Raw genomic sequence first — 24,042 nt, 5'->3', positions numbered from 1 at the left:
ACTGTAACAAACCATTGAAATGCAATTCATAGACGTGTATCCCTCCTGTCATAGCCGGTTCCCGAGCAGGAATGCGGCGTGAGGGAGAGGAAGATGAAAGTTTCGCGCAATCGCTCTTTGGTCGCCGTTTCGGGGGTCGCGCTGGCGATCGCACTGGCCAGCCCCGCTGCCGCCCAGGACGTCCCTTCGCCGACAGCGCAACCAGCGGTCAGCGCACCGGCTGACACAGCCGACCAAACCGACATTGTCGTCACCGGGCGCCCCGCGGGCAGCGGAATCAACAAGCTCGAGGCCGGTTACTCGATCACCACCCTTTCCGCCGACGACTTGAAGCTGCAGGCCCCGAAGAGTTCGGGCGACGCGCTCAAATCGATTCCCGGCGTCTGGGTGGAAAGCTCTGGCGGCGTCGGCACCTCCAACATCTTCGTGCGCGGCATCCCCAGCACCGGGGACGCACCGTTCGTGACGCTGCAGTTCAACGGGATCCCGGTCTACGGGGTCAGCAGCCTCTCCTTCATGGACCAGACGGGGTTGGTCCGGATCGACGAGACCGTCGCCGGAATCGAGGGCGTCAATGGCGGCCCGCAGTCGCTCTATTCGGACGGCCAGGCCGGTCTCACCACCAATTTGCGCCTGCGTGAAGGCGGCGAAGTGACGCATGGCAGCATCGGCGCGTCGATCACCGACTATAGCGCCTGGCGAACCGACGGCTATCTCAGCGGCAAGGTCGCGGACGACCTCTATTACATGGTCGGCGGCTATATTTCGCGCGGGGACAGCGTGCGACGCGCTGGGTTCGACACCGAAAAGGGCCAGCAATTCACCGCGAACATCACCAAGAAGTTCGCGGGCGGCAAATTCAACATTTTCGCGCGCTACACCGACGATCACGGTGAATGGTTCCTGCCGTTCGCGGCCAACGTGCCGGGTCTCGATCTGGGGCGCTACAACCAGCTCAACCAATATACCCGCTATGCGACGATCATTTCGCCCGGTGCGGCGGGCAGCGGTGCGACCGAGCGAGTCGATCTCGCCCAGGGGCGCGGCTGGAAGGGCGTCGTAACCGGTGCCAGCCTCGATTACGATTTCGGCGGCGGCCTGTCGGTCACCGACCGGTTTGGTTTCACCAGCGGCACGCTGCGCACGGCTGGCCTGGTTCCGGCGGGGGCAGGCGCGGTAACGGTTGCGACCGCCCTGGCGACTGCCGGCACGCCCGGCCAGACCACGGTGCGCACGCTCAATACCGGGCAAACGCTTGCCGCGACCGATTATGTCCAGCAATTCGGATCGTGGTTGGTCGAAAAGAAGCTGCAAAACGTTTCGAATGAAGCAGTGCTGAACTTCAAGCGCGGTGCCAATACGCTCAACCTCGGTTATTATTTCTCGCACTTCACCTCGGATGACGCATGGAGTCTGGGCGGCAATCGCTGGGCGCAGGTTGGCGGGTCGGGCGATCTCGTCAATCTCAATAATGGAACCCTGTCCGCCTTCGACATTTCCGATCGCGGCCGCGCCGATGTGAACGCGGTCTATCTGTCGGATTCGTTCAACATCACCGAAGCGCTGCGGATCGACGCAGGGGTGCGCCACCAGTGGACCGATATCGATTTCACCATCACCGGTAACGGCCTCCCCAACGCAGCGAAAATCCACCGCGAAGCCACGCCGTGGACCGTCGGCGTCAACTACCGTGCGCTGCGCAATCTCGACGTCTATGCCCGGATATCGCAGGGGTATCACTCGCCGTCGTTCGACGATGTGCGGTCACAGCTCGGCAATACCGGGCCGCGGCTCGACCTGAACTGGAGCGTGCGCTCCTATGAAGGCGGTGTGAAGTATCGCGGCGGCGGTTTCGAGGCCGCACTGACCGGCTTTTATGACGAGGTCGTGGGCGCGGTGTACAATGACGTTGGCGTACCCCCGCAAATTGCAGGTTCGAAGACCAAGGGCATCGAGCTCGACGCATCCTACCATCATACGAGCGGCCTCGGCTTTACCGGCAACGCCGTGCTCGAAGATGCGAAGACCGACACGCCAGGCATCCCGGCTATCGACGGGAAGAATGCGCAACGTATTCCGTCTTATCAGGTTCGCGTGACGCCGACCTATACCACCCGCATCGCGGACGACAGCGACCTAACGCTCTATGGCACCTATGAAGCGATCGGGAAGCGCTACAGCGATCTCGCCAACACCCAGTTGTTGCCTGCTTATGCGACGGTCAGCGCGGGGCTTCGCGCCAAGATCAAGGGCTACACCTTGCAGGTAGCAGGCGACAATCTGACCAACTCGCATGGCCTGACCGAGGGCAACCCGCGCTTCCTGGCCGGGCCAGGGGCCGCGCTGCCCGACGTGCGCCCGATCTTCGGGCGGTCGTACCGGGTCACGGTAAGCTACGCCTTCTGATGAAGACGGCCGAGCGGCGCGCCGACCATCGGCGCGCCGCTCATTTTATGCGCGCGGCCGGTCCGCTCAGCCGTGCAGTGGCGACAAATGGCTTTTGCTGGCGTGGTGGTGCGCGCCTTCGGTGTGGTGATCGCCATTGGGTTCGACCGCCACCACATTGACCGAGCCGAAACGCACGCCCCGTTCCGCGCGGATCAAATCCGCCAGCGCCCGAACGGCAAGCGTCGGCCCCTTCAAAATAACCGTCTCGAACAAGCTGGTATGATCCAGAATGATCTGCGTCGACGAGACGATGAGATCATGATGCTGATGCTTGATGTCGAGCAACCGTTGCGCGAGCAAGCGCGTGCTGTGGCTATAGACATAGGCAAGGTTCGCGACACACTCCCCCTCCGTCGTCGAGTTGCGATGATGCGTCTCCACGGCCTCGCGCACCAGATCGCGAACTGCCTCCGAGCGCGTCTGATACCCCTGCTCCTTGAGCATCGCATCGAACAGCGGCGCAATCCTGAGATCTAGCGAAACGGTGACGCGTTGCATCGTTGGGGAGCTCCTATTGTCCCCACATATCGCAGTGGGAGACCGCACGGTATTTTTATCCAACGCAGCTCCCCCGAATTTCTTTGCAAGCGGAGGCAACCAAATCGACGGCGCGAAACGTACCCTTTCACGTGTGAACTTTTTTAAAAAACTGCATACAAAAGGGAAACGCCCGTGCCACAAAAGACCCCGTCCGCAAGCGCGATCCAAGCCGCGCGGGACCGTGGCACCGGGCGATCGCTACAATGGCGGGAGCTGCTGTGCGGGGCGGCCACCTTGCTGATCGCGCAATCGGTCGTCACGAACCTCGCCGCCGCGCAAGATATGCCGCAAGCCCCCGATTTTCCGGCGCCGACCGACGCCCAGCACCCCGACGACATCATCGTCTACGGTCGTGCCATCGCCCAGATCGGCATTGCCACCTCGGGATCGCAGGGTGTTGTCGGCTATAAGGATTTCGCGGACAAACCGCTCTCGCGGGTTGGCGAGTTGGTCGAGAATGTGCCGGGCGTGATCGCGACCCAGCATTCGGGCACGGGCAAGGCCAATCAATATTTCCTGCGCGGCTTCAACCTCGACCACGGCACCGATTTCGCAGGGTTCGTCGATGGCGTGCCGATCAACATGCGCACGCACGGCCATGGCCAGGGCTATCTCGATCTCAATTTCCTCATTCCCGAGCTGGTCGAACGGATCGACTATCGCAAAGGCCCCTATTTTGCCGATGTCGGGGATTTTTCGGCCGCAGGCACGGTCAAATTCACCACCGCCGACCACCTCGCCCAGCCGATCGCGCAAGTCACCGCCGGGAGTTTCGGCTATTATCGGGCGTTGGCGGCGGGCAGCACCGGGGTGGCGGGCGGCGATCTGCTGCTCGGGCTCGATGGCACGGTGTCCGATGGGCCGTGGGTGCTGAAGGAACGGCTGCGTAAGGTGAATGCGCTTGCCAAATATACGCGCGACGGCTTCAGCCTCGGCTTGACCGCCTATCACGCGACCTGGAACTCCACCGATCAAGTGCCGCTCCGCGCGATCGACAGCGGCTTGATCAGCCGCTTTGGCAATATCGATCCCTTTCTTGGCGGCGAAACCACGCGGATCGGGCTGACCGGCAACGGCCATTTCGACAATACCGAGGTTTCGCTCTTCGGCCTCTATTACCGCTTCCGCCTGACCTCCAACTTCACCTATTTCCTTGATGATCCGGTCAATGGCGACGAGTTTCAACAGCGCGACCAGCGCGGCGTTTTCGGCGGGTCGATCCGCCACACCATGCCGACCACCATCGCCGGCCTGCCCGTGACGTTCGTGATCGGTGGCGACACGCGCTACGATCATATCGGCAAGATCGGCCTGTATCACACCGTCAAGGGCGTGCCGATCGGCACCGTGCGGCAGGACCGGGTGGAGGAATATAGCGCTGCCTTATATGGCGAGGCGACTGCTGCCCTGACCCCGCGCCTGCGCCTCGTCCTCGGGTTGCGCGGCGACCTTTACGGCTATGATGTGCACGCACAAACGCAGGCCGCCAATTCCGGAAGCGGATCCGACACCATCCTCGGGCCAAAGGCTGCGCTTGCGTGGCGCGCGACCGACCATCTCGAACTCTATGCCAATTATGGCGAGAGCTTTCACTCCAACGACGTGCGCGGTGCCGCGATCACGGTAGACCCGAAGAGCGGCGCGCCCGCCGACCGCCTGCCGGTTTTGGTGAAGGCGCGCGGCGTCGAGCTGGGCGCGCGCGTGGAGTATAAGCGCTTCACCGCATCGATCGTCGGCTATTATCTGACGCTGGGGTCTGAACTGGTCTTCTCGGGCGATGACGGGACGACCGAACCCAATGACGCGACCCGTCGCTATGGAACCGAGGCCACGCTGTTCTGGCGGCCGACATCGTGGCTCGCGCTCGACGGATCGGCGGCCTTCACCCATGCGCGCTTTCACGACGTGGCGGTCGGGCAGGATCGCATTCCCAATTCGGTCGGCAACGTCCTGGCCGGCGGCGCGGCGGTCGATTTCGGACACGGAATCACCGGGTCGGTACGGTTGCGCCACTTTGGCAGCGCGCCGCTGATCGAAGACGGCAGCGCCCGCTCGCAGCCGACCACGCTCGTCAATTTCGGGGGATATTACACGCTGGGCCGGTTGAAACTTGGCGTCGATGTCCTGAACGTGTTCGATGCGAAAGACGCCGACATCACCTACTTTTACACCTCGCGCCTGCAGGGCGAAGCGAGCGGCGGCGTCGACGATTACCACCTGCACCCGGTCGAACCGCGCCAGGTGCGCGTCAGCTTGCGCTACGGATTTTAGCGTCCCCGTTCGCCCTGAGCCTGTCGAAGGGCCGGCTCCGCATGAGATTTGCCAGAGGGGGATGGGGCTTCGACAGGCTCGGCCCGAACCGAAGATAACAAAACGGCCGCTGCGGTTGAACCGCAGCGGCCGTCGCCTTGGACAATCGGGCCGGGCCACAAAGGCCCGACCCAACCGTTCATTTCGGCAGGGTTTGTGGTGTCGCCGCCGGATCGACCGGGATGATGTCGCCGGGCTTAACCGCCGCCGGGGTCGCGTTGGGCGACGCCTGGAAGGCGCTGTTGAATCCGGTCCCGAATTGCTCCTGGAATGCCGGGCTTGGCGTCGGCGTGGGTGTTGGCGTCGGCGTCGGGGCGTTATACCCAGAACAACCGGCCAGTCCGAGCGCCAGTCCGGAGACCGACAGGATGAGCGCGATTTTTCTCATGCTTCCATTCCTTTCGGAGACGGCGGTCACTGGCCAACCCGGTGCGCGGAGAGCGGCGTCCCAGGCAGCGGGGCGTTCAGATAGGGGAAGGTTCCCTGCACATCATTGGCGCTGATCGGCGCACCGTCGGTATACGGCACCTGTCCGGTCGGGGCATCGCCGGGCTTGCACAGGCCAAGATCCGTCGGAGCACCGTTCGCGCCGATCGGCACGGGGTAGCACAACGCGCCCATCGCAACGCGCAGCGTGATATCGACCGTATCATCGCCCGGACGACGACCGTTCGGGTAGCCGGCCAGATCGCCGGCTGCGACGCCGAGATTGGCCTGCTTCGCCTGCGGCGTGACCGGAACATTGGTGTTCAGGCGCATCATTTCCGAAGCCGTGACGGTGCCGAGCTGGTTCAAATTCTTGAAGCCGGTGAGGAAGGTGGCCACAAGATCGGCACGCGGGAAGTTGGTCGGAGCGAGCGTCTTGAAGTTCGCCTTGGCCAATTGGTTTACCGGCGCGAGGAAGAGCTGGTTGAGCACCTCGGGATAGGTCGGATTGGTGACATAGGTGCCGAACTGCGCATCATCCTTGGGGTCCGATGCGTTGAACTTGTCCTTGTCGGGCAGGCCGATGACAAGCTCGTTCACCAGCGGCATCGCCAGGCGCGACACCTGGGTGTACGCACCACCCGACAGCGTCGGCGCGGCATAGCTTGCCTTGGGATCGACCAGACGCGCCTGCGGCAGGCTGGCCGTCTGCCATCCGCCGATCACGCCGTTGCTGCCCTGGGGCGTCAGGCAGCTGATCGGAACTTCCATTGCGATGCTGGTGACGTTCTTCTTGCCGACCAGTTCGTCATTCGCGCGGTTCTGGGTGATGCCCAGCGGAAAACCGCCCTTGTCGCCCGCGCCCGGTGCCGAATCGCCCTCGATCGGCACGAAGTTGACCATGTCGAAGATGCCGCCGAGATTGACCGCGAACGCTTCGGCGCGCTGACCCACGAACACACGACCCGGCATGCCGCAACCGGGAATGTTTACGTTGTAAACGAACTGCTTGGCATAGCTGTTATAATCGGGGAACGTCTTCACGCCGGTATTGTCGAGCGGCTTGGTGAAGGTCGTCCCGCCACCCGCGGCGTTGGTGATCGCAGCGCGGGTGCCGGTGTGGCGATCGCCCGTGATCAGCGTAACGGTATAGGATTCGACTTCGGCGGTATTCGGGTCGGTGGTCTTGGTCACCGGGCCGCTCTGGCGCAGCGCGGTCGCCACATTGGTGCCGCCGATGTTGAGCATCAGGCCGCCATTTTGCAGCGTGTTGCTGAACTTGAACTGATAGGTCAGATGTTCCTTGGCATCGCCGACATTGTCGATGTGGATTTCATAAACCGCATCGGGGTCCATCGTGAAATAGTTGGGGCCGCCGCCCGGATCCTGCAGCGGCTGATAGTTGGCGATCAGCGTGACATATTGATCCCGGCCGGGCTCGTAGCTGCGGAACATGTAGAAGTCGGTCGAATCGGTCTTCGGCGACTTGGTGATGCCGGGGGCTTCACGGTGGCTGGAGGCAAAGCTGGCGGAGGCATCGGTCACCAGGACCGTGGTCGCCAACATGAGCCCGACGAGTTTACGTGTGCGTGCTTTCACTGCTATCTCCGGGGATATGGATCGATCCCCGATTGGGACCGCACCTTCGTTACGCAGCCGTGCGAAATCCGGATCACCCCGCTAAAAATATTGTGGCAAAAATTACGAGCTGGTCGTGAGGTCGCCCCAGCGCCATTGGCCGGAGCCGATCACGATCGTGATCGTTTTGCTGGCGCTTCTGATAAACAGAAACTGCGGGCCGACGTTCAACGCGGCGAGGCATTCCGGCTTGGCAGCCAGCACTTCGCGCAGCACGATCTCCCGCAGCATCGCCGAGCCGGGATCTGCCTCGGCGACGATCCAGCGACCGTCCCACAGCAGCAATGCGCCAGCGACCGACGTCGATTGGATCGGAATGCGCTCCAGCGCGCGCTGCGCAAGCGGGTTGGCCTGGAGGTCGCTCGCGAGATCCTGCGCCAGGCTACAGGGCGCTTCCGAACCGTGTTGCCCCGATAGCGGTTCGAAAGCCGCGAGGCTGGCTTCATCCTGTTCCTGCATCGCCGCGAGATCGGGATCGGTCGCGATATGCGCCACCGCATGCGGCGCGGGCTCGACCGGCTTGTGCTCCGGTATCGTCGTCTTTGTGGTGCGTTTTGCCGGGCGTGCTGTCGCGATTGCCGGGAGCTCGAAAACCGAGAGCTGCGCCGATGTGCCGTTCGCGCGGCTGGTTCCGGCACGGAGTACCGACGTGCCAACGGGAAATCCCCATAGGACCAGGATCAGCTCGAACGATATGACGCAGAGCGACATGCCGATCGCCGCCAGGCGACGGCGCGTTATCGCCTGCACAGGCCATGACAATGTCGATCGCCACATGCTTGTCGCGTCACTTCGCGGGACCGAATGAGATCATGCTGCGTTTACGAAGCGATCGACCAAATGGATGCTTTGCCCATGGCCACACCGAAGCCGCGCGGCCCTGGGTTACGGCGTACCGGAATGTGGATCGCGCGACATGGCTATGGTAGCGCATCGCAATTGGGAAATTTTGCGTAAGAGCCTTGGAATAGTGGGTGAAGGGTACCGGTTCAATATGACGATGGCTGAAGACGCGGGCCCCGAACGCGGGCGATCGGATACATCCGCTTCCGTCGATTCCGGTGGCGATCCCCGCTGGCAACAAATCGAAGCGCGCATTGCCGCGTTGGTGGCGGCGCGTCCGCGCTTAACGATTACCAAGGACTCGGCTGTGTGGCTGAGCATCGGCCCGAAGGTGCTGAAGCGCCAACTCTATGTCGATGCCAATGCCGGATGGGAGTCCTATTACCTGAAGCTTGAACCCGGTGCCGAGGTGCCACCGCACTCGCACGCCTCCGTAGAGGAGTGCCTGGTCCTGTCCGGCGAAATCGAGGTCGATGGCGACATCGCACGCGAGGGCGATCTCCATATTGCCTTTACCGGGCATGATCACGGCACGCTAACCAGCCGCGACGGTGCGCTGCTCTATATTCGTGGCCCGCTGGCCCCGCTTGACGAAGACACGCCCGGCGACCCGTTCGACCTATAATCCCCGGGGTTACCCTAACCGGCCTCACCCGCCCCGCATCCTTTCGGATTGCCCGCCCGTATTGGGGATGTCGGTGCCTTCAGGCAGCCCGACACGATCTTGGGACGGGTGGGGGTATCATGTCGAGTGCACTGCAAACTGCGGAACAGACCGCCGCCATCGACAGGTTCGACCTCGCTCTTTCGCGACTGCTCAGCGCCACTGCCGCGGGTGACCACCGCGCGTTTCGCGCACTCTATCAAGCAACCAACCGCCGCCTGTTCAACATTGCGTTACGGATCGTCGGCCAGCCCGTGATCGCAGAAGACGTGACGCAGGACACCTTCGTCCGCGTCTGGTCGCAGGCCAAGCAGTTCGATCCGGCCAAAGGCCCGGCAATGGCATGGATATCGCGCATCGCGCGCAATGCGGCGATCGACCATGTCCGCCGCAACCGCACACAGTTGGAAGACATTGCCGATCATGTCGACCACATCGCCTCACTTGCGGACCCGGTGATCGAGCGGCTCGACATGTTCAGCGGCTTTTCGAAACTGGGCGACAAGCAACGCGAGGTTCTGACGCTCGCCTTGGTCTATGGCTACACGCATGAGGAACTGGCTACGGTGCTCTGCGTCCCCGTCGGCACCGCCAAAGCGAGAATGCGGCGCGGGGTGCAACAATTGCGGGTGTTTTTCGATCAGGCAGTGGCGCTGTCCTCCTGACGCCAAGCCAGGCTCACTCCATGTGATCGGGCTTGTAGCCCGGCGTCGGCGTCAGCATCAGGACCATTTCCATCACCCCGATCGCCAGCAGCCAGCTTGCCGCCACTTTCAGCGCGATTCCGCGCCCGGTCAGCACCAGCCAGCGCGCCGGAACGCACAACAGCACAAGCGGGACCGCGACCAGCAGGTTTGCCGCGCCCCCGCCGACACGCGCCACCAGACAGGCCCACACGCCTGCGTTAAGGCCCAGCACCACAGCGGTGGCGCGGTTCATGCCGCGGGGCAGATGGACGCAGCCCGCCAGCACCACCGTGCTGACCCAGCAGCCCAGGAAAATTGCGTCGGCGTGATCGGGCGTGACCGGCAGCAGCAAGGCGGCGGCACATCCGAACAGCAAGGCCGCTACAGCGATCCCCCAGATGCGGGTCGGCACGAACCCCAGCGCCAGCGCCAGCGCGACGCACAGCATCGCCGATGGAAGCAGACCGTCGCGCATCACAGCAACACGCGGGCCAGGAAATACAACCCCGTCACGCCAATGCCCGCGCCCAGACCTTTGACGAACAGCGCGCCGCGCCGCGTGTCATTCAAGGTCCCGACCGCGATACCGGCGATATGCAGCAGCCCGGTACTGAGCACGAAGCCCGCGCTATAGCCGATCGGATCGGCGGCGGACGGCAGTTCGCGGCCATGCGCATAGCCGTGAAACAGCGCGAACACGCCCACCATCACACACGCCAGCCACACCGGCGGGCGCAGGCCGAACGCAATCGCCATGCCCAGCATCAGCACCGACAGCGCGATGCCAAGCTCGACCGGCGGCACCGGCGCGCCGACCATCCCAAGGATCGCCCCGCCCGCCATCATCGCGGGGAAGATCACCGGCAAGGCGACCAGTAACGGTCGCCCCAGGATCGCGCCCCACAGACCGACCGACACCATCGCCAGCAAATGATCCATTCCGCTGAGCGGATGGAGCAACCCGGAAACGAACCCGCCCGCCAAACCCGTACCGGTATGCGCGCTGGCGGGCGTCGCGAGCACGCTCGCCAGGGTGACCGCACAGGCCAGCGGCACAAGCGGCGACGGGCGTGTGGGCGCGACCGGATTGTTTACCCGGCGCTGCACCAAAATCCGGCCCTGCTCCGTAAAGACAACATCGCTTGGGAGAATTCCAGACCGTGTCATTATCCAACCTTGTCGCCCGGGAATGTGCCAGGCTTACGGGCCAGCGCGCCAAATCGATGCCTTTGCGCCGGATGAAGCTGCGTCGCGGGACCATGTGGCGCTTAGGCGCAGTGGCCGTTTTGGCGGTGCCCGGTCTGGCACTGGCGCATGATTTCTGGATCCAGCCCAACGCCTTCTGGGTTCCGACCGGCGGCACCACCACCATGTCGATTTTGGTCGGGCACGGCAGCTATCGTTCGAAATCGCTGATCGAGGCGAACCGCATCACCCGGTTCGACCGGTATGGCCCCGACGGCCACAGCGACCGGCGCCCCGAGCTGAAGCTGGGGTCGGCCACGACCGATACCACGCTCCATTTCGGACCATCCGGCGAATATCTGTACGCGCTGGCGACCAATGCGACGCCGAGCGAACTGCCCGGCATCCGCTTTACCGATTATCTGAAGGTGGAGGGATTAACCCCCGCGCTCGCACTGCGCCAACGCACCGGCATGACCGATGCCCCCGGACGCGAGCTGTATTCGCGTCGCGCCAAGGCGTTGATCCAGGTGGGCAACGCGCCCGCCACCGACGTGGCGACCCGGCGCATCGGCCTCAGCCTGGAACTGGTGCTGGAGCGCGATCCCTACACCTTGCCGCCGGGGGCCGATTTACCGGTGCGCGTGTTTTACGAAGGCAAGCCGCTGGCGGGCGGCACGGTCAAGCTGAACAACCTCGATTTCGACGAACGTCCGCTCGCCACGCATGTGACCGACGCCGCCGGGCGCGCTTTATTTCGCGTGCCGCGCATCGGAAACTGGCAGCTCAACGTAATCTGGACAAAGCCGATCAAGGGCAATCCCAAAGCGGATTTCGAAACGACATTTTCGAGCCTGACCTTCGGCTATCCCCGGCCCCCGATGTCGCGCCGCGCGCCGTAAGGCGACGGCTGGCTCCGGGCGCTATCAACCGCGGTTGGCGATACCATCGCCCCGCAGCGAAGGATCGCGAGACGATGACGCGAAGCGGCGTGTGGAGCATAAGAGCTGCGGCAGCGACCGCGCTCGGCTTCGCCGTGCCTGTATCGGCGCAAGTGATCGAAATCGGCACCGACGGCCAGACCAGCGTCTATACCGGGCCGACACAATTCACCGCCGAGGGCAGTCGCGCGATCGTGCCGCCGGCCCCGGTGCGCGAACCCCGCGCCTCCACCAACTCGACCGCGCAAGCCGCCACTCGCGCCGGGCTCGCGACGGGGGTCAGCCCAGCGTTGATCGAAGCCGTGGCGTGGCAGGAATCGCGCTTTCGCGCCGGCGTAGTGTCGCGCGCCGGCGCGATTGGCGAGATGCAGTTGATGCCCGCCACCGCCCGCGCATTGGGGGTGAACCCGTATGATTCGGAACAGAATTATCAGGGCGGCGCGCTGTATCTCGCGCGGTTGATGCGGCGCTATCGCGGCGATCTCGTACTCAGTCTCGCCGCTTACAATGCCGGTCCGGGTGCGGTCGATCGCTGGCGCGGGGTGCCGCCTTACCGTGAAACGCGCGCTTATGTCGGGGCGGTGCTCGGGCGGCTCGGCAGCACGGTCGAGGGCGTCGCCCCCAAGTTCAAGCAGAGGAATGATCGATGATATCGCTTCGGCGCACTCCTATTCTTGCGCGTCCCGTCGCGGCAGGCCTTGGCCTGCTGTGGAGCACGATGGCGCACGCGCAATCCGCCTCGCTCGACCCGTCGGGATCGGGCGTGATCGTGTCTGCGGTCGATTGGGTGCAGGGCACGCTGCTCGGCGCGGTGGCGACCTCGCTGGCGGTGATCGCGGTCGGCGCGACCGGGTTGGGGATGCTCACCGGCCGCATCGACTGGCGGCGCGGCGCAACGGTGATCCTCGGCTGCTTCATCGTGTTCGGGGCCGCCGCGATCGTCGCCGGAATCAAATCTGCCGCAACAGGGCCAGGGCTGTGAACGCGCCGCTCGCCCGCGATCCAGTGTTCGGTGCGCTGACCCGCCCGCAAATGTTCGCGGGCGTCACTTACAGCTTCTTCGTGCTCAACGCCGTCATCACGATGGAGGCGTTTCTCGTCACCAAATCGTTTTTGGTGCTGCTGCTGTCGCTCGTCATCCATCTGGGCGGCTATCTCGCGTGTCTGCGCGAGCCGCGCTTCTTCGATTTGTGGATGACCAAGCTCGCGCAATGCCCGCGCGGGCGCAACCACGCCTATTGGCGTTGCAACTCTTACTGTCCCTGAACGATGCTGGCGCGCACCTCCCCGGTTGACCAGCCCCCGAGCTTCGCCCGTGAACGCTCGGCGGGCGCGTATTTGCCTTATGCCCGCGCACTCGACGATGCGACGATCGAGCTGCGCGACGGGCGGATGATGCAAGTCGTCCGGCTGACCGGCTTCCCGTTCGAAACGGCGGATTCGGAGGAGCTGAATTACCGCAAAACCCTGCGTGACACGATGCTGCGCGGCATCGCCGATGCGCGCTTCGCGCTGTATCATCATGTCGTCCGCCGCGAAGTGCAGCCGGTGTTCGAAGGGACCTTTGCCGATCCCTTCAGCCAGTCGCTCGACACCGCGTGGCGCACCAAGCTGTCCAGCCGGAAACTCTACGTCAACGACCTGTTTATCACGCTGGTGCGGCGTCCGCTGCCGGGGCGGATCGGGGTGCTGCAAAATCTGTTGCGGGGGAGTGGGCGCGCGGAGAGCGATGCGCGGCGGATGCGCGATCTGGTCGCGCTCAACGCCGCGCGCGACATTCTGCTCGCCTCGCTCGAACCCTATGGCGCGCGCTTGCTCACCAGCTATGCCGGGCCTGCCGGACGCTGTTCGGAACCGCTCGAATTTCTCGCCTTGCTCTATGGCGGCGATCTTCGCCGGGTGATCGAGCCGGGCGGCGATTTCGGCCATTATCTGCCCGATCGCCGGATCAGCTTCGGTGCCGACGCGCTCGAACTCGCGGCCACTGGCGATGCGCCGCGTCGCTTCGCCGCGATGGTTTCGATCAAGGATTATCCGGCGCAGACCGTGCCCGGCATGTTCGATGATTTGCTGCGCTTGCCCGCCGAAATGGTGCTGAGCGAGAGCTTCGCCTTTGTCGATCGGCAAGCGACGCTCGACCGCATGAACCTTGCTTTGCGCCGGATGAAGGCCGCCGATGATGAGGCGCTGAGCCAGCGTTACGAGCTGGCATCGGCCAAGGACGATGTCGCAGCGGGGCGATCGGGCTTTGGCGAGCATCACCTGACCGTCATGGTCAAGGCCGACACGCTCGACGCGCTCAATTTCGCCGCCGCCGATGTGCAGACCGCCTTTAGCGAGTTGGGCGTGATCGCGGTGCGCGAGGATGTCAATCTCGAAGCCGCCTATTGGGCGCAGTTCCCCGGCAATTTCAAATTCATCGCCAGGCGCGCCCTGGTGTCGAGCGGCAATTTCGCCAGCCTTGCCAGCGGCCATTGTTTCCCCTCCGGCTCGGCGCAGGGCAACCATTGGGGGCCTGCCATCACGGTGTTGGAAACGACATCGGCTGGCCCCTATTATTTCAATTTCCACAAGGGCGATCTTGGCAATTTCACCGTGATTGGCCCGTCGGGCGCGGGCAAGACCGTGGTGATGGGCTTCCTGCTCGCCCAGGCGCAGAAGCTGTCGCCGCGCACGGTCTATTTCGACAAGGATCGCGGCGCGGAGATTTTCCTGCGCGCGATTGGCGGGCGCTATGATTTGCTGCGCCCCGGCCAGCCGACCGGGCTCAACCCGCTGTTGCTGGAGGACAACCCTGCCAACCGGCGCTTTCTGTGTGATTGGGTGGCGAAGCTCGTGTCGGGCACTGGCCCCGCGCTCGACGCGGAGGATCTGGCGCGCATCGCCGATGCAGTCGACGCCAATTTCAGCCAGCCGCGCGCGCTCAGGCGGCTGCGCTATTTCGTCGAGCTGTTCCGCGGGCGCGGACGCCCGACCACGCTCGATCTCGCCGCGCGGCTGGCGGCGTGGTGCGGCAAGGGCGATTATGCGTGGCTGTTCGACAATGAGGAAGACGCGCTCGATCTCGACGTAGCGACGCTCGGCTTCGACATGACGCAGATCCTCGACGATCCCGCTGCGCGCACGCCGGTGATGATGTACCTGTTCCACCGCGTCGAACAGCGGCTGGACGGCACGCCGAGCATCATCGTGATCGATGAAGGCTGGAAAGCGCTCGACGATCCCGCGTTCGTGGTGCGCATCAAGGATTGGGAAAAGACGATCCGCAAGCGCAACGGTATCGTCGGTTTCTGCACCCAAAGCGCATCGGACGCGCTGGCGAGCCAGATTTCCAGCGCGATCATCGAACAGGCCGCGACGCAGATCTTCATGGTCAACCCCAAGGCGCAGGCGGTCGATTATTGCGACGGCTTCGGCCTGACCGCGCATGAATTCGACTTGATCCGCACGCTGCCCGACACGGCGCGCTGCTTCCTGATAAAGCATGGCAATAACAGTGTGATCGCCCGGCTCAATCTGGGCGGCATGCCCGATTTGCTGACGATCCTGTCGGGCCGCGAAAGCAGCGTGCGCCGCCTCGATGCGATCCGCGCCGAGGTTGGCGACGATCCGGCGCAGTGGCTGCCACGGCTGCTGGCCTGACCGTCATGTCGAACGCCTGCCCCGCCGCCCCGCCCGATGTCCATCTGGTCCATGCGCTGCTGCGCGTGACCGATTGTCAGGTACGTGCGCTGGTCCACACCGGCTATGATGGGCTGTTCCAGAGCGGGGGCAGCTTTGCTGCGGTGCTCACCACGCTGATGACGCTGTATGTCGCGCTGATCGGCTATCAATTGATGCTGGGCCGGGGCGGTTTGCGTATTGGCGACGTGACGCTGTCGGTAGTGAAGCTCGCCGCGATCCTGTCCTTCGCGACGCAGTGGGACACCTATCAGGCGATCGTGGTGCGCGTGCTGTTCGACGGCACCGCGCAGATCGCGACCGCCATGCTGCATCTCGATTCGGCGACCGCAAGCGGCGGCGACATCTTCGACCGGTTGCAGCGCGCCTTCGATATTTTGAGCGCCGCGCCCGCCCCGCCGGTGCCCGCCAAGCCGACAGGTCCGCTCGCCGCCGTGCCGCAGATCGCCGCACTACAGTCGTTGCCGCTGCTGGGCGGCGGGGTGAAGGTGCTGGCGCTCAAGGCGGCCGCCTCCATGCTGCTGTTTTTCAGCCTCGGCCTGTTGCTCGCCACCAAGGTCGTGCTGGGGGTGTTGCTGGCCATCGGCCCGATCTTCATCGCGCTGTTGCTGTTCGACGTGACGCGCGGGCTGTTCGAGGGGTGGCTGCGCGCGACGCTCGCCTTTGCCTTTGCCCCGATGATGACGGTCTTTTTGCTGGCGGTGATGCTGGAGATACTCGAACCGTCGCTGGCGGCGATGGTCGAGCAGCGCGCGGTTGGCGCGGTGCACGCTGACACCGCCTATAGCGTCCTGCTGCTGGTACTGGTGTTCGCTGCGGTAGCGACGGGCTTGCTGATTGCCTCGGCCACCGTGTTCCGCGGCTTTCGCTTGCCCGAGCGCAAGGCCCCTGCCGCGCCGCAGGTGCCATCTCCCGCACAGGCCCGGTCCACACCAGCTCCGGAAGCGCTCGCCTCCCCCGCCGCGCGCACCAGTGCCGCCGTCGCCGCGCTGGCCCGGCGCGAAGAGCGGCTGGTGCGCGCGGACGGCGGCGAGACCAGTGTTCGTATCCTCGGCAGCACCGGGGCGAGCGCCGCCGCCAGCCGTGATCCCTGGACTCCACCGCGCGACCAGACCCGCCTTGGCGACGGCGCACGCCGCATCACTCCCACCCGCACCGTTTCCGGCACCGCCTCAAGAAGGCCCGATTGACCATGCACCAGCCCAACCCCCAACCCGCCTTCGCGCGAATCCTGCAGCAACGCCCCGAGAATTGGGGCGACGATCTGATCGCGCGCGCGGAGGCTGCGCGGCGGCGCGCACTGATGCTGGCGGGTGTCGCCGCGCTGATCGCGGTGCTGGAGGCGGTCGCGCTCGCGGCACTCGCCCCGCTCAAGACCGTGGTGCCCTATACGATCCTGGTCGATCGCCAGAGCGGTTATGCCGAGACGATCAAGGGCCTCGCCCCCGGAGCGCTCACCCAGGACAGCGCCATCGCGCAAGCCGCGATCGTGCAATATGTCATCGCCCGCGAGACCTTCGACGCAAGCGATCTGCGCGCCAATTACGAAAAGACCGCCTTGTGGTCGGACGGCCCGACGCGCGCCGCCTATCGCCACCTGTTCCAGAAGGGCAATCCCGACAGCCCGCTCACCCGCTATCCCGCGACCACGATCGTCTCGACCACGGTGAAGAGCGTCACCATGCCACGAACGGGCAGCGCGACGGTGCGCTTCGACACGATCCGCCACGATCAAGGCGCGGCGGGCGGCGAACGGCGAAGCTGGACGGCGGTGATCGACTATCGCTTTTCGGGCGCGCCGATGCGGATGGAGGATCGCTTCGTCAATCCGCTTGGCTTTCAGGTGACGCATTATCGTCGCGATGCCGAGGACACCGCCCCCAGCCCGGTCCAGTTCGACAGCGCGCTTGGAGTGCCGACGCGATGACCCGCACCACCGTCCCCTGGCTGATCGCGCTGGCCGCGACCTGGACGGCGTGCGTCGCGGCGACGACCGCGCCCGACCGGCCCGCCTGGGTCGATCCGCACATCCGTAACATCGCTTATGATCCCGATCATCTGGTGACGCTGCACGGGCAGCTCGGCTTTCAGGTCATGATCGAGTTTGCCCCCGACGAGCATATCGAAAACGTCTCGATCGGCGATGCGCTTGCCTGGCAAGTGGTGCCGAACAAACGCGCCAACATCCTGTTCCTGAAGCCGCTTGACGCCAACATCCTGACCAACATGTCGGTGGTGACCGACCAGCGCCGCTATATCTTCGATCTCGACGCCAGCCGCGGCAAAACCGCGCATGGCGGCGCACGCACCTATGTCGTGCGCTTCGTCTATCCCGCCGCCCCGGTCGAACTCGCCGCCGCACCGACCGCGCCGCCGCCACCGGTGCGCAGCAACACGCGCTACAGCTATACCGACGCACGGTCGCTGTTGCCGACCCTGGTGTTCGACGATGGCCATTTCACCTATTTCAAATGGGCCGAACAGACCCCCACCCCGGCGATTTTCGCCGTGACCGGCAAGGGCGAGGAAAGCCTGGTCAATTATGGCGTGCGCCAAGGCTACACCATCGTCGAGCAGATCGCGCCGCGTTTCCTGCTGCGCAACGGCAGCGAGACGACCACGCTGATCAACGAAGGTTGGCGCGAGCCCGACCCTGGCCCCGACGCGCCGCCGCCGTTCGATGCCAAGACGGCGAAAGCCGCCAAATCCGCCGAGCGAGCCAAGCCATGACCGATCCGCTTTCCCCCAGCGCCGCTGGCCCACCCCGGCCCGCCGTCGCCTCCCCCAGGCCACAGCGGGGTGGCTGGTTGATTGGTGCCGGGGCGATCTCGCTCGGGCTGCTGTGTTTCACCTTGTTATACGCCGCGCGGGCACCGGTCAGCGATGGCATCGTCACGCGCGGCGGTCGCCCTGCCGATCTGGTCGCCCCACTCGCCCCGCCTGCGGAAATCGCGGCGGTCGAGGCGGCGGCACACGGCGTCGTGCCGATGCCAACCGCCACACCCACCCCCTTGCCTGTCGCCACGCCGTTGCCGCCCGTGACCGCTGGCACGCCCGGCTTTACCGGTCCGTCGGTGGCGGCACTGAACGAGGCGCAGCGGCTGAAAGCGCCCGCGCTGATCGTCGATCTGTCGGTCGCGCCGCCCGCCCCCGCTACCGAACCCGGCAAAGCGGGCGCAACCGATGCCGCCAAAGCCGCCGACGGCAAAAGCGGCGGTGCCTCGCGTCTGGATGGCGACGAACAATTTGCCGAGCGGGTCTCGTCCGCCGAACCCGAACGCGCACGCGCCTCGCAATTGCATAATCTGGCAACGGTGGTGCCGCAGGGTGCGATCATCCCCGCCGTGCTGGAAACCGCGCTCAATTCGGATTTGCCCGGTTTCGCGCGCGCGGTGGTCAGCCGCGACGTGCGCAGCTTTGACGGCAGTACGGTGCTGATCCCGCGCGGCAGTCGGCTGGTCGGGCAATATAAAAGCGCGGTCGCGCAGGGGCAGTCGCGCGCGTTCGTGATCTGGACGCGGGTAATCCGGCCCGACGGTGCCTCGATCCAGATCGGTTCGCCCGCCGCAGACACGCTGGGCCGCGCCGGGCTGGCGGGCAGCGTCAACCGCCATTTCTTCCAGCGCTTCACCAATTCGGTGCTGCTGTCGGTGGTCAATGCCGCCGTGGCAGCGGTGTCGCGCGGATCGAACACGCAAATCCTGATCGGGTCGAGCCAGGAGGCAACCGGGCTGGCCGCTGCCTTGCTGCCGACACAGATCATCCCGCCGACGATCAAGGTCGCACAGGGCACGCCGGTGCGCGTGTTCGTCGCGCGCGATCTCGATTTCACAGCGGTCGGCGGGGCAGCGGAATGAACGCACTGTCACCGCCCGGCACCTATCTCGACGCCTATCTGCGCCCGCTCGCGTCGTGGCTGGAGCGCGCCGATGTCACCGACATCTATATCAATGCGCCCGGCGAGATCTGGGTCGAGACGCTCGACGGCCAAAGCACGCGCCACCCCGCGCCCGATTTGACCGAGTCCAATCTGTGGCGGCTCGCGACCCAGATTGCGGCGATCACGCATCAGGGCATCAGCCGGGAGCATCCGCTGGTGTCGGCGACGCTACCGGGTGGCGCGCGCGTGCAAATCGTCGCCCCACCCGCGACGCGCGGCGCTCTGGTCATGGCGATCCGACGGCAAGTGGTACGGGCGCTGTCGCTGGCCGATTACGAGGCGAGCAATGCCTTCGCCGCCACCGCGATTGGCGATACTCAGCATGAAAGTGCCGAGGACGCAGCATTGGCGGCGCTGCTGGAGGCGCGCCAAATCGGCGACTTCCTCCGCCAGGCTGTGCGAGCGCGCAAAAATATCCTGATTTCGGGTGGCACCTCCACCGGCAAGACCACCTTCCTCAACGCCCTGCTGAAAGCGGTCCCCGAGCGCGAACGGCTGGTGCTGATCGAGGACACGCCCGAAGTGGAGATGACCCACCCCAACAGCATCGGCCTGATCGCGGTGCGCGGCGGCCAGGGCGAAGCGCAGGTCGAGGCGGAGGATTTGCTCAAGGCCTCGCTCCGCCTGCGCCCCGACCGCATCATCCTGGGCGAATTGCGCGGGAGCGAGGCATTCAGCTTCCTGCGCGCGGTCAATTCTGGCCATCCCGGTTCGATCACCACCGTCCACGCCGACAGCCCCGCCGCCGCGATCGACCAGATCGCATTGATGGTGATGCAGGCGGGCACCAGCCTCGGCTGCGGCGAGATCGTCCGCTATGTCGAAAGCGTGATCGACGTATCGGTGCAATTGGTGCGCGGCGAAGGCGGGCGGCGAGTCGGGCGGATCGTGTTGCGGCGGTAAGGTCCGCCGCACTCGGTTCGCGGTGCGAACCGCCGGTGGCTAGGTCGGTCGATAGCCCGCAGTGCGCGCCCGGCTGACCAGCAATTTGTCGATTCGCCGCCCGTCGAGGTCGACCACTTCGAACTTCCAGCCCTGTTCGATGAAGCTTTCGCCCTCGCCCGGCAAATGGCGGAACACCGCGAGTGCGAGGCCCGCGACGGTCGCATAATCGCGATCCTCGGGCAAATCGATGCCGAGCCGTTCGGCCAGCATGTCGACCGCCATTTGCCCGGCAACCAGCAGCGAGCCATCGTCGCGCGTCACCACCGAGGGCGCATCATCCGGGTCGGCGTCCGACGCGAATTCACCCGCGATTGCGGCGAGCAAATCGGCCGGGGTCACAATGCCTTCGAAATGGCCATATTCGTCGTGGATCAGCGCCATCGGCACTTCTGCCTGGCGCAGCGCGTCAAGCGCATCCATCGCGTCGATCTGGTCGAGCACGATCGGTGCCTGCCGCATCAGCGCCCGCAGATCGAGCGGCTCGCCCTTGAACAGCGCCACTGCAATGTCGCGCGCCTGCACCACGCCGATCACGGTATCGACCGAGCCCTCGGTCACCGGCAGCCGACTGTGCGAGGCATTGACCAGCGCGGCGCGCAGCCCGGCGTCATCCAGCGTCGCGTCGATCCATTCGATATCAGTGCGCGGCGTCATCACCTCGCGCACCGGCCGATCCGCCAGCCGCACCACGCCCGAGATGATCGAACGCTCATGCTCCTCGATCACGCCCGACTTGCTCGCCTCGGCGACGATCAGGTGCAGTTCTTCGGCGGTGACATGCTCCTCGCTCTCGCGCTTCAGCCCCATCAGGCGAAACAGCAGTCCCGATGACGAATCGAGCAGCCACACCACCGGTGCCGTGCCCCAGGCCAGCGCCAGCACCGGGCCCGCCATCGCCGCCGCCAGCGGCTCGGGCGCACGCAGCGCGATTTGCTTGGGCACCAGTTCGCCGATGACGAGTGAGGCATAGGTCGTGATGCCGATGACGATGGCAAAGCCGACGCTCTCGGTCGTTTCCGCGCTCAGCCCCAGAAAATGCAACCGCGCCGCAACCGGGCCGCCGAGACTCGCGCCCGAATAGGCACCCGCCAGGATCCCGATCAGCGTAATGCCAATCTGCGTGGTCGACAGGATCTTGCCCGGGTCCGCCGCCAGCGTCAGCGCGGTGCGCGCACCACGATAGCCAGTGCGCGCCATCGCCTCCAGCCGCGCCTTGCGCGCCGAGACGATCGCCAGTTCGGACATGGCGAAAACGCCGTTCAACACGATGAGCGCGAAGATGATCGCGACGTCGATCCAGGGAAAGGGGGGGAGCGGTGCCATGGCGCAGCCCCTCCTTTGCGCGAATCGCACCATTTCACAACCGCGCGAGCGCTATCGCCTTGCCGTTATTTGGCGAAGGCGGACAAAATCAGCGAAGGCCGCCGAAAAAATCCCGCAGCAGCGCGCTCGCCTCGCGGTCACCGATTCCCGGAAACACTTCAGGTCGATGGTGAATCGTCGGCTGGGAAAACAGGCGCGGCCCATATTCGACCGCTCCCCCTTTGGGATCGCTCGCGCCATAATAAAGGCGCGCGATTCGGGCATGGGCGATGGCACCTGCACACATCGCGCACGGCTCCAGCGTCACCCACAAATCGCAATCGCTCAATCGATCGGACCCGATCGCCGCAGCCGCCGCACGAATCGCCAGCATTTCGGCATGCGCGGTCGGATCATGCCGCGCGCGGGGTGCGTTGGCGGCGGTGGCGATGATGCGCCCGTCGAGCACCACCACCGCGCCAACCGGAACCTCTCCCGCCGCTGCGGCATCGGCAGCGGCCGCTAGCGCGGCACGCATCGGGAGAGGAAGCGGGAACATCGTGCCGCCATGCCCCACTTGCTGCCGAATCGGCAAATCGTGGCGGAACGTCGCCGGTTATTGGGTCGTAACGGCATTGCCGTCGGCGCTGACCGGCTTCTTCACCTTGAGCGTCGGTACCGAGATGGTCTTGGTAGTCGTGCCGACTGTGGGCACTTCGATCGTCTTGTTTTCGGTGCCGAGTTCGACGGTCGCCATATTGGCGCTGACCTCCGGAGCCTTGCCGCCGTTCACGCTGAGCGTCGGCAACGAACCCGCCTTGGTATCGATCTTGAGCATTCCGAGCGAGACAAGCGCAACGACGACAAGCGCGGCAAGGCCGACTAAAGCTAAAAGAAAGCGCATGGATCTTCTCCCGTGTTCGCAACATCGAATCGTTACCGTAACCAAACCGGCGTCAGCCCTTATGGTTGCATCGCGACATCGAATCGCCTCGGACGGTTGACCGACCGTGCTGCATTCGGTATGCGCCCCGCCTTCACGAGCCTCTTCATGGGCTCACGGACATTCAGGAATTTACGATGTCGCGGATCTGCGAACTGACCGGCAAGGGCCGGATGGTGGGTAACAACGTTTCCCACGCGAACAACAAGACCAAGCGCACGTTCTTGCCGAACCTGCAGAACGTCACGCTGATCTCCGACGCGCTCGGCACCAGCGTCAAGCTGCGTGTCTCGGCGCACGGCCTGCGTTCGGTGGAGCATGTCGGCGGCCTCGACAACTGGCTGGTCAAGACGACCGACGACAAGCTGTCGCTGCGCGCCCGTCGCCTGAAGCGCGACGTCGCCAAGAAGCTGACCGCCGCACCGCAGGCTGCCGCGTAAAACCTCTCAGTTCCGGTTGCGCTTCGGCGCGACCGGATCGAGCCTGAACTTCAGCAACAGGCTGCGCTGTAGCGACAATTGGTTATCGTCCGAGACGAGCCAAATGATCGTTGCAGCGCCTTCGCGCGTCACCGCGACTCCCTCGAAATTGTCGTGGATCAGCGGGGCGGCCAGCGTCGCGATGTCGCGCCCACGCACCGTCGCCCCCGGTTTGACCTGCGCTGGATCGACCACGGTCAGCACATTGGAAAAGCGTGCCCCGGCAAAGCGACGGTTGAGGATCAGCCAGCGCCCGTCGGGCAGCACCGTCATGTCGCTGGGATCATAGCCGCGCGGCGGCAGATAAGTGAAGCGAAAGCCCCAACGCGGCCGCTGCACCGGGTCGCCGAGGAAAACGATCCCACCACGCCCGCTCGCTTTGGGCCAGGGCTTGGTTTCGGCAATCGTGACCATCCCTCCTGTCGGAAGCAGCGTCATCGCCTCTGGCCCCTCATTTTCGGGCCATTTCGACATAACCGGCGGAGCCCCATGCTCTTCCGCTCGACGGAACCCCGAATCGTAACGCCAGAACTCGTTGTAACTCTCGAAACCGACCCAGACCGCGCCCGTCTTACGGTCGATGCTCATCGATTCGCTGTCGCGGTCGCGCTTGAACCACCCCGTTCCGGGACCTGCGGGCAGTTCCGCAAAACTGGGGTCGCGGACCTTCCAATCCGAGCCCATTGTGAAGCGCACGATGTCACTGCTGTCGCTGAGCAAGGTGAAGCGGTCGCCCTTGACACTGAGCGAGGAGAAGCCGCCGAATTGCGGATCTGGGCTGCGCAACTGCACACCGCCCAGCCACACCAGATCCCCCACGCGGGTGATATCGGGTCGGGCCGGATCAAGCATCACCGGCACGGCGCGAAAATGCGGATCGGTGCCGAGCCGCACGCGACGCCCTGGCACCGTCGAATCCGGCACGAACAGCAAGGCAAACAAAACCGACCATAAAATGCGCATCCCCCGCCCCTGCGGGAGCCAGCAGCGACACGCAACCGCGATTCGTCGGGCGCTGCGCCGATGAACGACGGCTAACAGAGCCATTCAGGCTTACCTCAGCCCGACTCG

Annotated in this window: 25 protein-coding genes; 15 read left to right on the top strand and 10 right to left on the bottom strand. The window is 64.8% G+C overall.

The genetic code is table 11. The features are described from left to right. The first annotated feature begins 93 nt into the window (after positions 1–93). Positions 94–2,406, top strand: a complete 2,313-nt coding sequence (locus ACP7BY_RS08370; protein ID WP_033964046.1) for a TonB-dependent receptor — start codon at positions 94–96, stop codon at positions 2,404–2,406. A gap of 66 nt (positions 2,407–2,472) precedes the next feature. Here ACP7BY_RS08370 and nikR read toward each other — a convergent pair whose 3' ends face one another. Next, the gene (gene nikR / locus ACP7BY_RS08365; protein WP_010406720.1) at positions 2,473–2,946 is read right to left on the bottom strand and encodes a nickel-responsive transcriptional regulator NikR; all 474 of its coding nucleotides are present in this window, start codon (positions 2,944–2,946) and stop codon (positions 2,473–2,475) included. Between the two features lie 174 nt (positions 2,947–3,120). Here nikR and ACP7BY_RS08360 point away from each other — a divergent pair, with 174 nt between their 5' ends. Further along, on the top strand, positions 3,121–5,259 hold the full coding sequence (locus ACP7BY_RS08360; protein WP_126845154.1) for a TonB-dependent receptor: 2,139 nt from the start codon (positions 3,121–3,123) through the stop codon (positions 5,257–5,259). Positions 5,260–5,437: 178 nt separating this feature from the next. On the opposite strand, the gene ACP7BY_RS08355 is transcribed toward ACP7BY_RS08360, so the two are convergent. The 3 genes from ACP7BY_RS08355 to ACP7BY_RS08345 all read right to left on the bottom strand — a co-directional run bounded on the left by ACP7BY_RS08355 (position 5,438) and on the right by ACP7BY_RS08345 (position 8,124). Beyond that, a complete protein-coding gene (locus ACP7BY_RS08355) occupies positions 5,438–5,686 on the bottom strand; it encodes a hypothetical protein (RefSeq protein ID WP_126845155.1) in 249 nt (82 codons plus the stop codon). A gap of 26 nt (positions 5,687–5,712) precedes the next feature. Continuing rightward, the gene (locus tag ACP7BY_RS08350; RefSeq protein WP_249340838.1) at positions 5,713–7,323 is read right to left on the bottom strand and encodes a DUF4331 domain-containing protein; all 1,611 of its coding nucleotides are present in this window, start codon (positions 7,321–7,323) and stop codon (positions 5,713–5,715) included. Between the two features lie 102 nt (positions 7,324–7,425). After that, positions 7,426–8,124, bottom strand: a complete 699-nt coding sequence (locus tag ACP7BY_RS08345; protein WP_137902755.1) for a hypothetical protein — start codon at positions 8,122–8,124, stop codon at positions 7,426–7,428. 232 nt (positions 8,125–8,356) lie between these two features. Between ACP7BY_RS08345 and ACP7BY_RS08340 the strand changes: the two genes are divergently transcribed. Both ACP7BY_RS08340 and ACP7BY_RS08335 read left to right on the top strand, forming a co-directional pair. Then, on the top strand, positions 8,357–8,830 hold the full coding sequence (locus tag ACP7BY_RS08340; protein WP_033964036.1) for a cupin domain-containing protein: 474 nt from the start codon (positions 8,357–8,359) through the stop codon (positions 8,828–8,830). A 119-nt stretch (positions 8,831–8,949) separates the two neighbouring features. Further along, a complete protein-coding gene (locus ACP7BY_RS08335) occupies positions 8,950–9,534 on the top strand; it encodes an RNA polymerase sigma factor (RefSeq protein WP_052192209.1) in 585 nt (194 codons plus the stop codon). Between the two features lie 13 nt (positions 9,535–9,547). On the opposite strand, the gene ACP7BY_RS08330 is transcribed toward ACP7BY_RS08335, so the two are convergent. Next, positions 9,548–10,030 (bottom strand): hypothetical protein, encoded by a 483-nt coding sequence (locus tag ACP7BY_RS08330; RefSeq protein WP_033964035.1) that lies wholly within the window; start codon positions 10,028–10,030, stop codon positions 9,548–9,550. After that, on the bottom strand, positions 10,030–10,662 hold the full coding sequence (locus ACP7BY_RS08325; RefSeq protein ID WP_310065786.1) for a HupE/UreJ family protein: 633 nt from the start codon (positions 10,660–10,662) through the stop codon (positions 10,030–10,032). Before ACP7BY_RS08325 ends, ACP7BY_RS08330 begins: the two co-directional genes overlap by 1 nt. Positions 10,663–10,832: 170 nt before the next feature. On the opposite strand from ACP7BY_RS08325, the gene ACP7BY_RS08320 reads away from it, so the two are divergent. The 10 genes from ACP7BY_RS08320 (at position 10,833) to virB11 (ending at position 20,205) form a co-directional block, all read left to right on the top strand. Then, a complete protein-coding gene (locus tag ACP7BY_RS08320; protein WP_249340835.1) occupies positions 10,833–11,642 on the top strand; it encodes a DUF4198 domain-containing protein in 810 nt (269 codons plus the stop codon). A gap of 74 nt (positions 11,643–11,716) precedes the next feature. Next, positions 11,717–12,331, top strand: coding sequence for a lytic transglycosylase domain-containing protein (locus ACP7BY_RS08315; RefSeq protein ID WP_081988632.1), 615 nt, complete (start codon positions 11,717–11,719; stop codon positions 12,329–12,331). Continuing rightward, positions 12,328–12,663 carry a TrbC/VirB2 family protein gene (locus ACP7BY_RS08310; protein ID WP_033964034.1) on the top strand — a complete coding sequence of 112 codons (336 nt, stop codon included), beginning with the start codon at positions 12,328–12,330 and terminating at the stop codon, positions 12,661–12,663. The genes ACP7BY_RS08315 and ACP7BY_RS08310 overlap by 4 nt, the downstream gene beginning before the upstream one ends. Beyond that, entirely contained in the window at positions 12,660–12,947 is a 288-nt protein-coding gene (locus ACP7BY_RS08305; protein WP_033964033.1) for a type IV secretion system protein VirB3, read from the top strand. The genes ACP7BY_RS08310 and ACP7BY_RS08305 overlap by 4 nt, the downstream gene beginning before the upstream one ends. A 3-nt stretch (positions 12,948–12,950) precedes the next feature. Continuing rightward, the gene (locus ACP7BY_RS08300; protein WP_033964032.1) at positions 12,951–15,323 is read left to right on the top strand and encodes a VirB4 family type IV secretion/conjugal transfer ATPase; all 2,373 of its coding nucleotides are present in this window, start codon (positions 12,951–12,953) and stop codon (positions 15,321–15,323) included. Continuing rightward, the gene (locus ACP7BY_RS08295) at positions 15,299–16,552 is read left to right on the top strand and encodes a type IV secretion system protein (RefSeq protein WP_137902753.1); all 1,254 of its coding nucleotides are present in this window, start codon (positions 15,299–15,301) and stop codon (positions 16,550–16,552) included. The genes ACP7BY_RS08300 and ACP7BY_RS08295 overlap by 25 nt, the downstream gene beginning before the upstream one ends. Before the next feature lie 2 nt (positions 16,553–16,554). Beyond that, positions 16,555–17,289, top strand: a complete 735-nt coding sequence (locus ACP7BY_RS08290) for a virB8 family protein (RefSeq protein WP_033966520.1) — start codon at positions 16,555–16,557, stop codon at positions 17,287–17,289. Then, a complete protein-coding gene (locus tag ACP7BY_RS08285; RefSeq protein ID WP_052192485.1) occupies positions 17,286–18,092 on the top strand; it encodes a TrbG/VirB9 family P-type conjugative transfer protein in 807 nt (268 codons plus the stop codon). The genes ACP7BY_RS08290 and ACP7BY_RS08285 overlap by 4 nt, the downstream gene beginning before the upstream one ends. After that, positions 18,089–19,219: a TrbI/VirB10 family protein gene (locus ACP7BY_RS08280; RefSeq protein ID WP_081988819.1), complete on the top strand. Its 1,131-nt coding sequence runs from the start codon at positions 18,089–18,091 to the stop codon at positions 19,217–19,219. The genes ACP7BY_RS08285 and ACP7BY_RS08280 overlap by 4 nt, the downstream gene beginning before the upstream one ends. After that, positions 19,216–20,205, top strand: a complete 990-nt coding sequence (virB11, locus tag ACP7BY_RS08275; protein WP_033966519.1) for a P-type DNA transfer ATPase VirB11 — start codon at positions 19,216–19,218, stop codon at positions 20,203–20,205. Before ACP7BY_RS08280 ends, virB11 begins: the two co-directional genes overlap by 4 nt. A gap of 39 nt (positions 20,206–20,244) precedes the next feature. Here virB11 and ACP7BY_RS08270 read toward each other — a convergent pair whose 3' ends face one another. The 3 genes from ACP7BY_RS08270 to ACP7BY_RS08260 all read right to left on the bottom strand — a co-directional run bounded on the left by ACP7BY_RS08270 (position 20,245) and on the right by ACP7BY_RS08260 (position 22,453). After that, a complete protein-coding gene (locus ACP7BY_RS08270; RefSeq protein ID WP_033966518.1) occupies positions 20,245–21,570 on the bottom strand; it encodes a hemolysin family protein in 1,326 nt (441 codons plus the stop codon). A gap of 88 nt (positions 21,571–21,658) precedes the next feature. Then, positions 21,659–22,087: a nucleoside deaminase gene (locus ACP7BY_RS08265; protein ID WP_033966521.1), complete on the bottom strand. Its 429-nt coding sequence runs from the start codon at positions 22,085–22,087 to the stop codon at positions 21,659–21,661. A 78-nt stretch (positions 22,088–22,165) separates the two neighbouring features. Beyond that, entirely contained in the window at positions 22,166–22,453 is a 288-nt protein-coding gene (locus ACP7BY_RS08260; protein ID WP_033966516.1) for a hypothetical protein, read from the bottom strand. Between the two features lie 176 nt (positions 22,454–22,629). Between ACP7BY_RS08260 and rpmB the strand changes: the two genes are divergently transcribed. Continuing rightward, a complete protein-coding gene (rpmB, locus tag ACP7BY_RS08255; protein ID WP_010406662.1) occupies positions 22,630–22,932 on the top strand; it encodes a 50S ribosomal protein L28 in 303 nt (100 codons plus the stop codon). Between the two features lie 6 nt (positions 22,933–22,938). On the opposite strand, the gene ACP7BY_RS08250 is transcribed toward rpmB, so the two are convergent. Then, positions 22,939–23,934, bottom strand: a complete 996-nt coding sequence (locus tag ACP7BY_RS08250) for an esterase-like activity of phytase family protein (protein ID WP_033966515.1) — start codon at positions 23,932–23,934, stop codon at positions 22,939–22,941. Between the last annotated feature and the right edge of the window lie 108 nt (positions 23,935–24,042).

The sequence above is a fragment of the Sphingomonas sp. PSPC2-2 genome (assembly GCF_049897725.1).
Classification (GTDB): domain Bacteria; phylum Pseudomonadota; class Alphaproteobacteria; order Sphingomonadales; family Sphingomonadaceae; genus Sphingomonas.
Note: the sequence above shows the minus strand (reverse complement) of the source record. Positions and strands in the feature narration are given on the sequence as shown.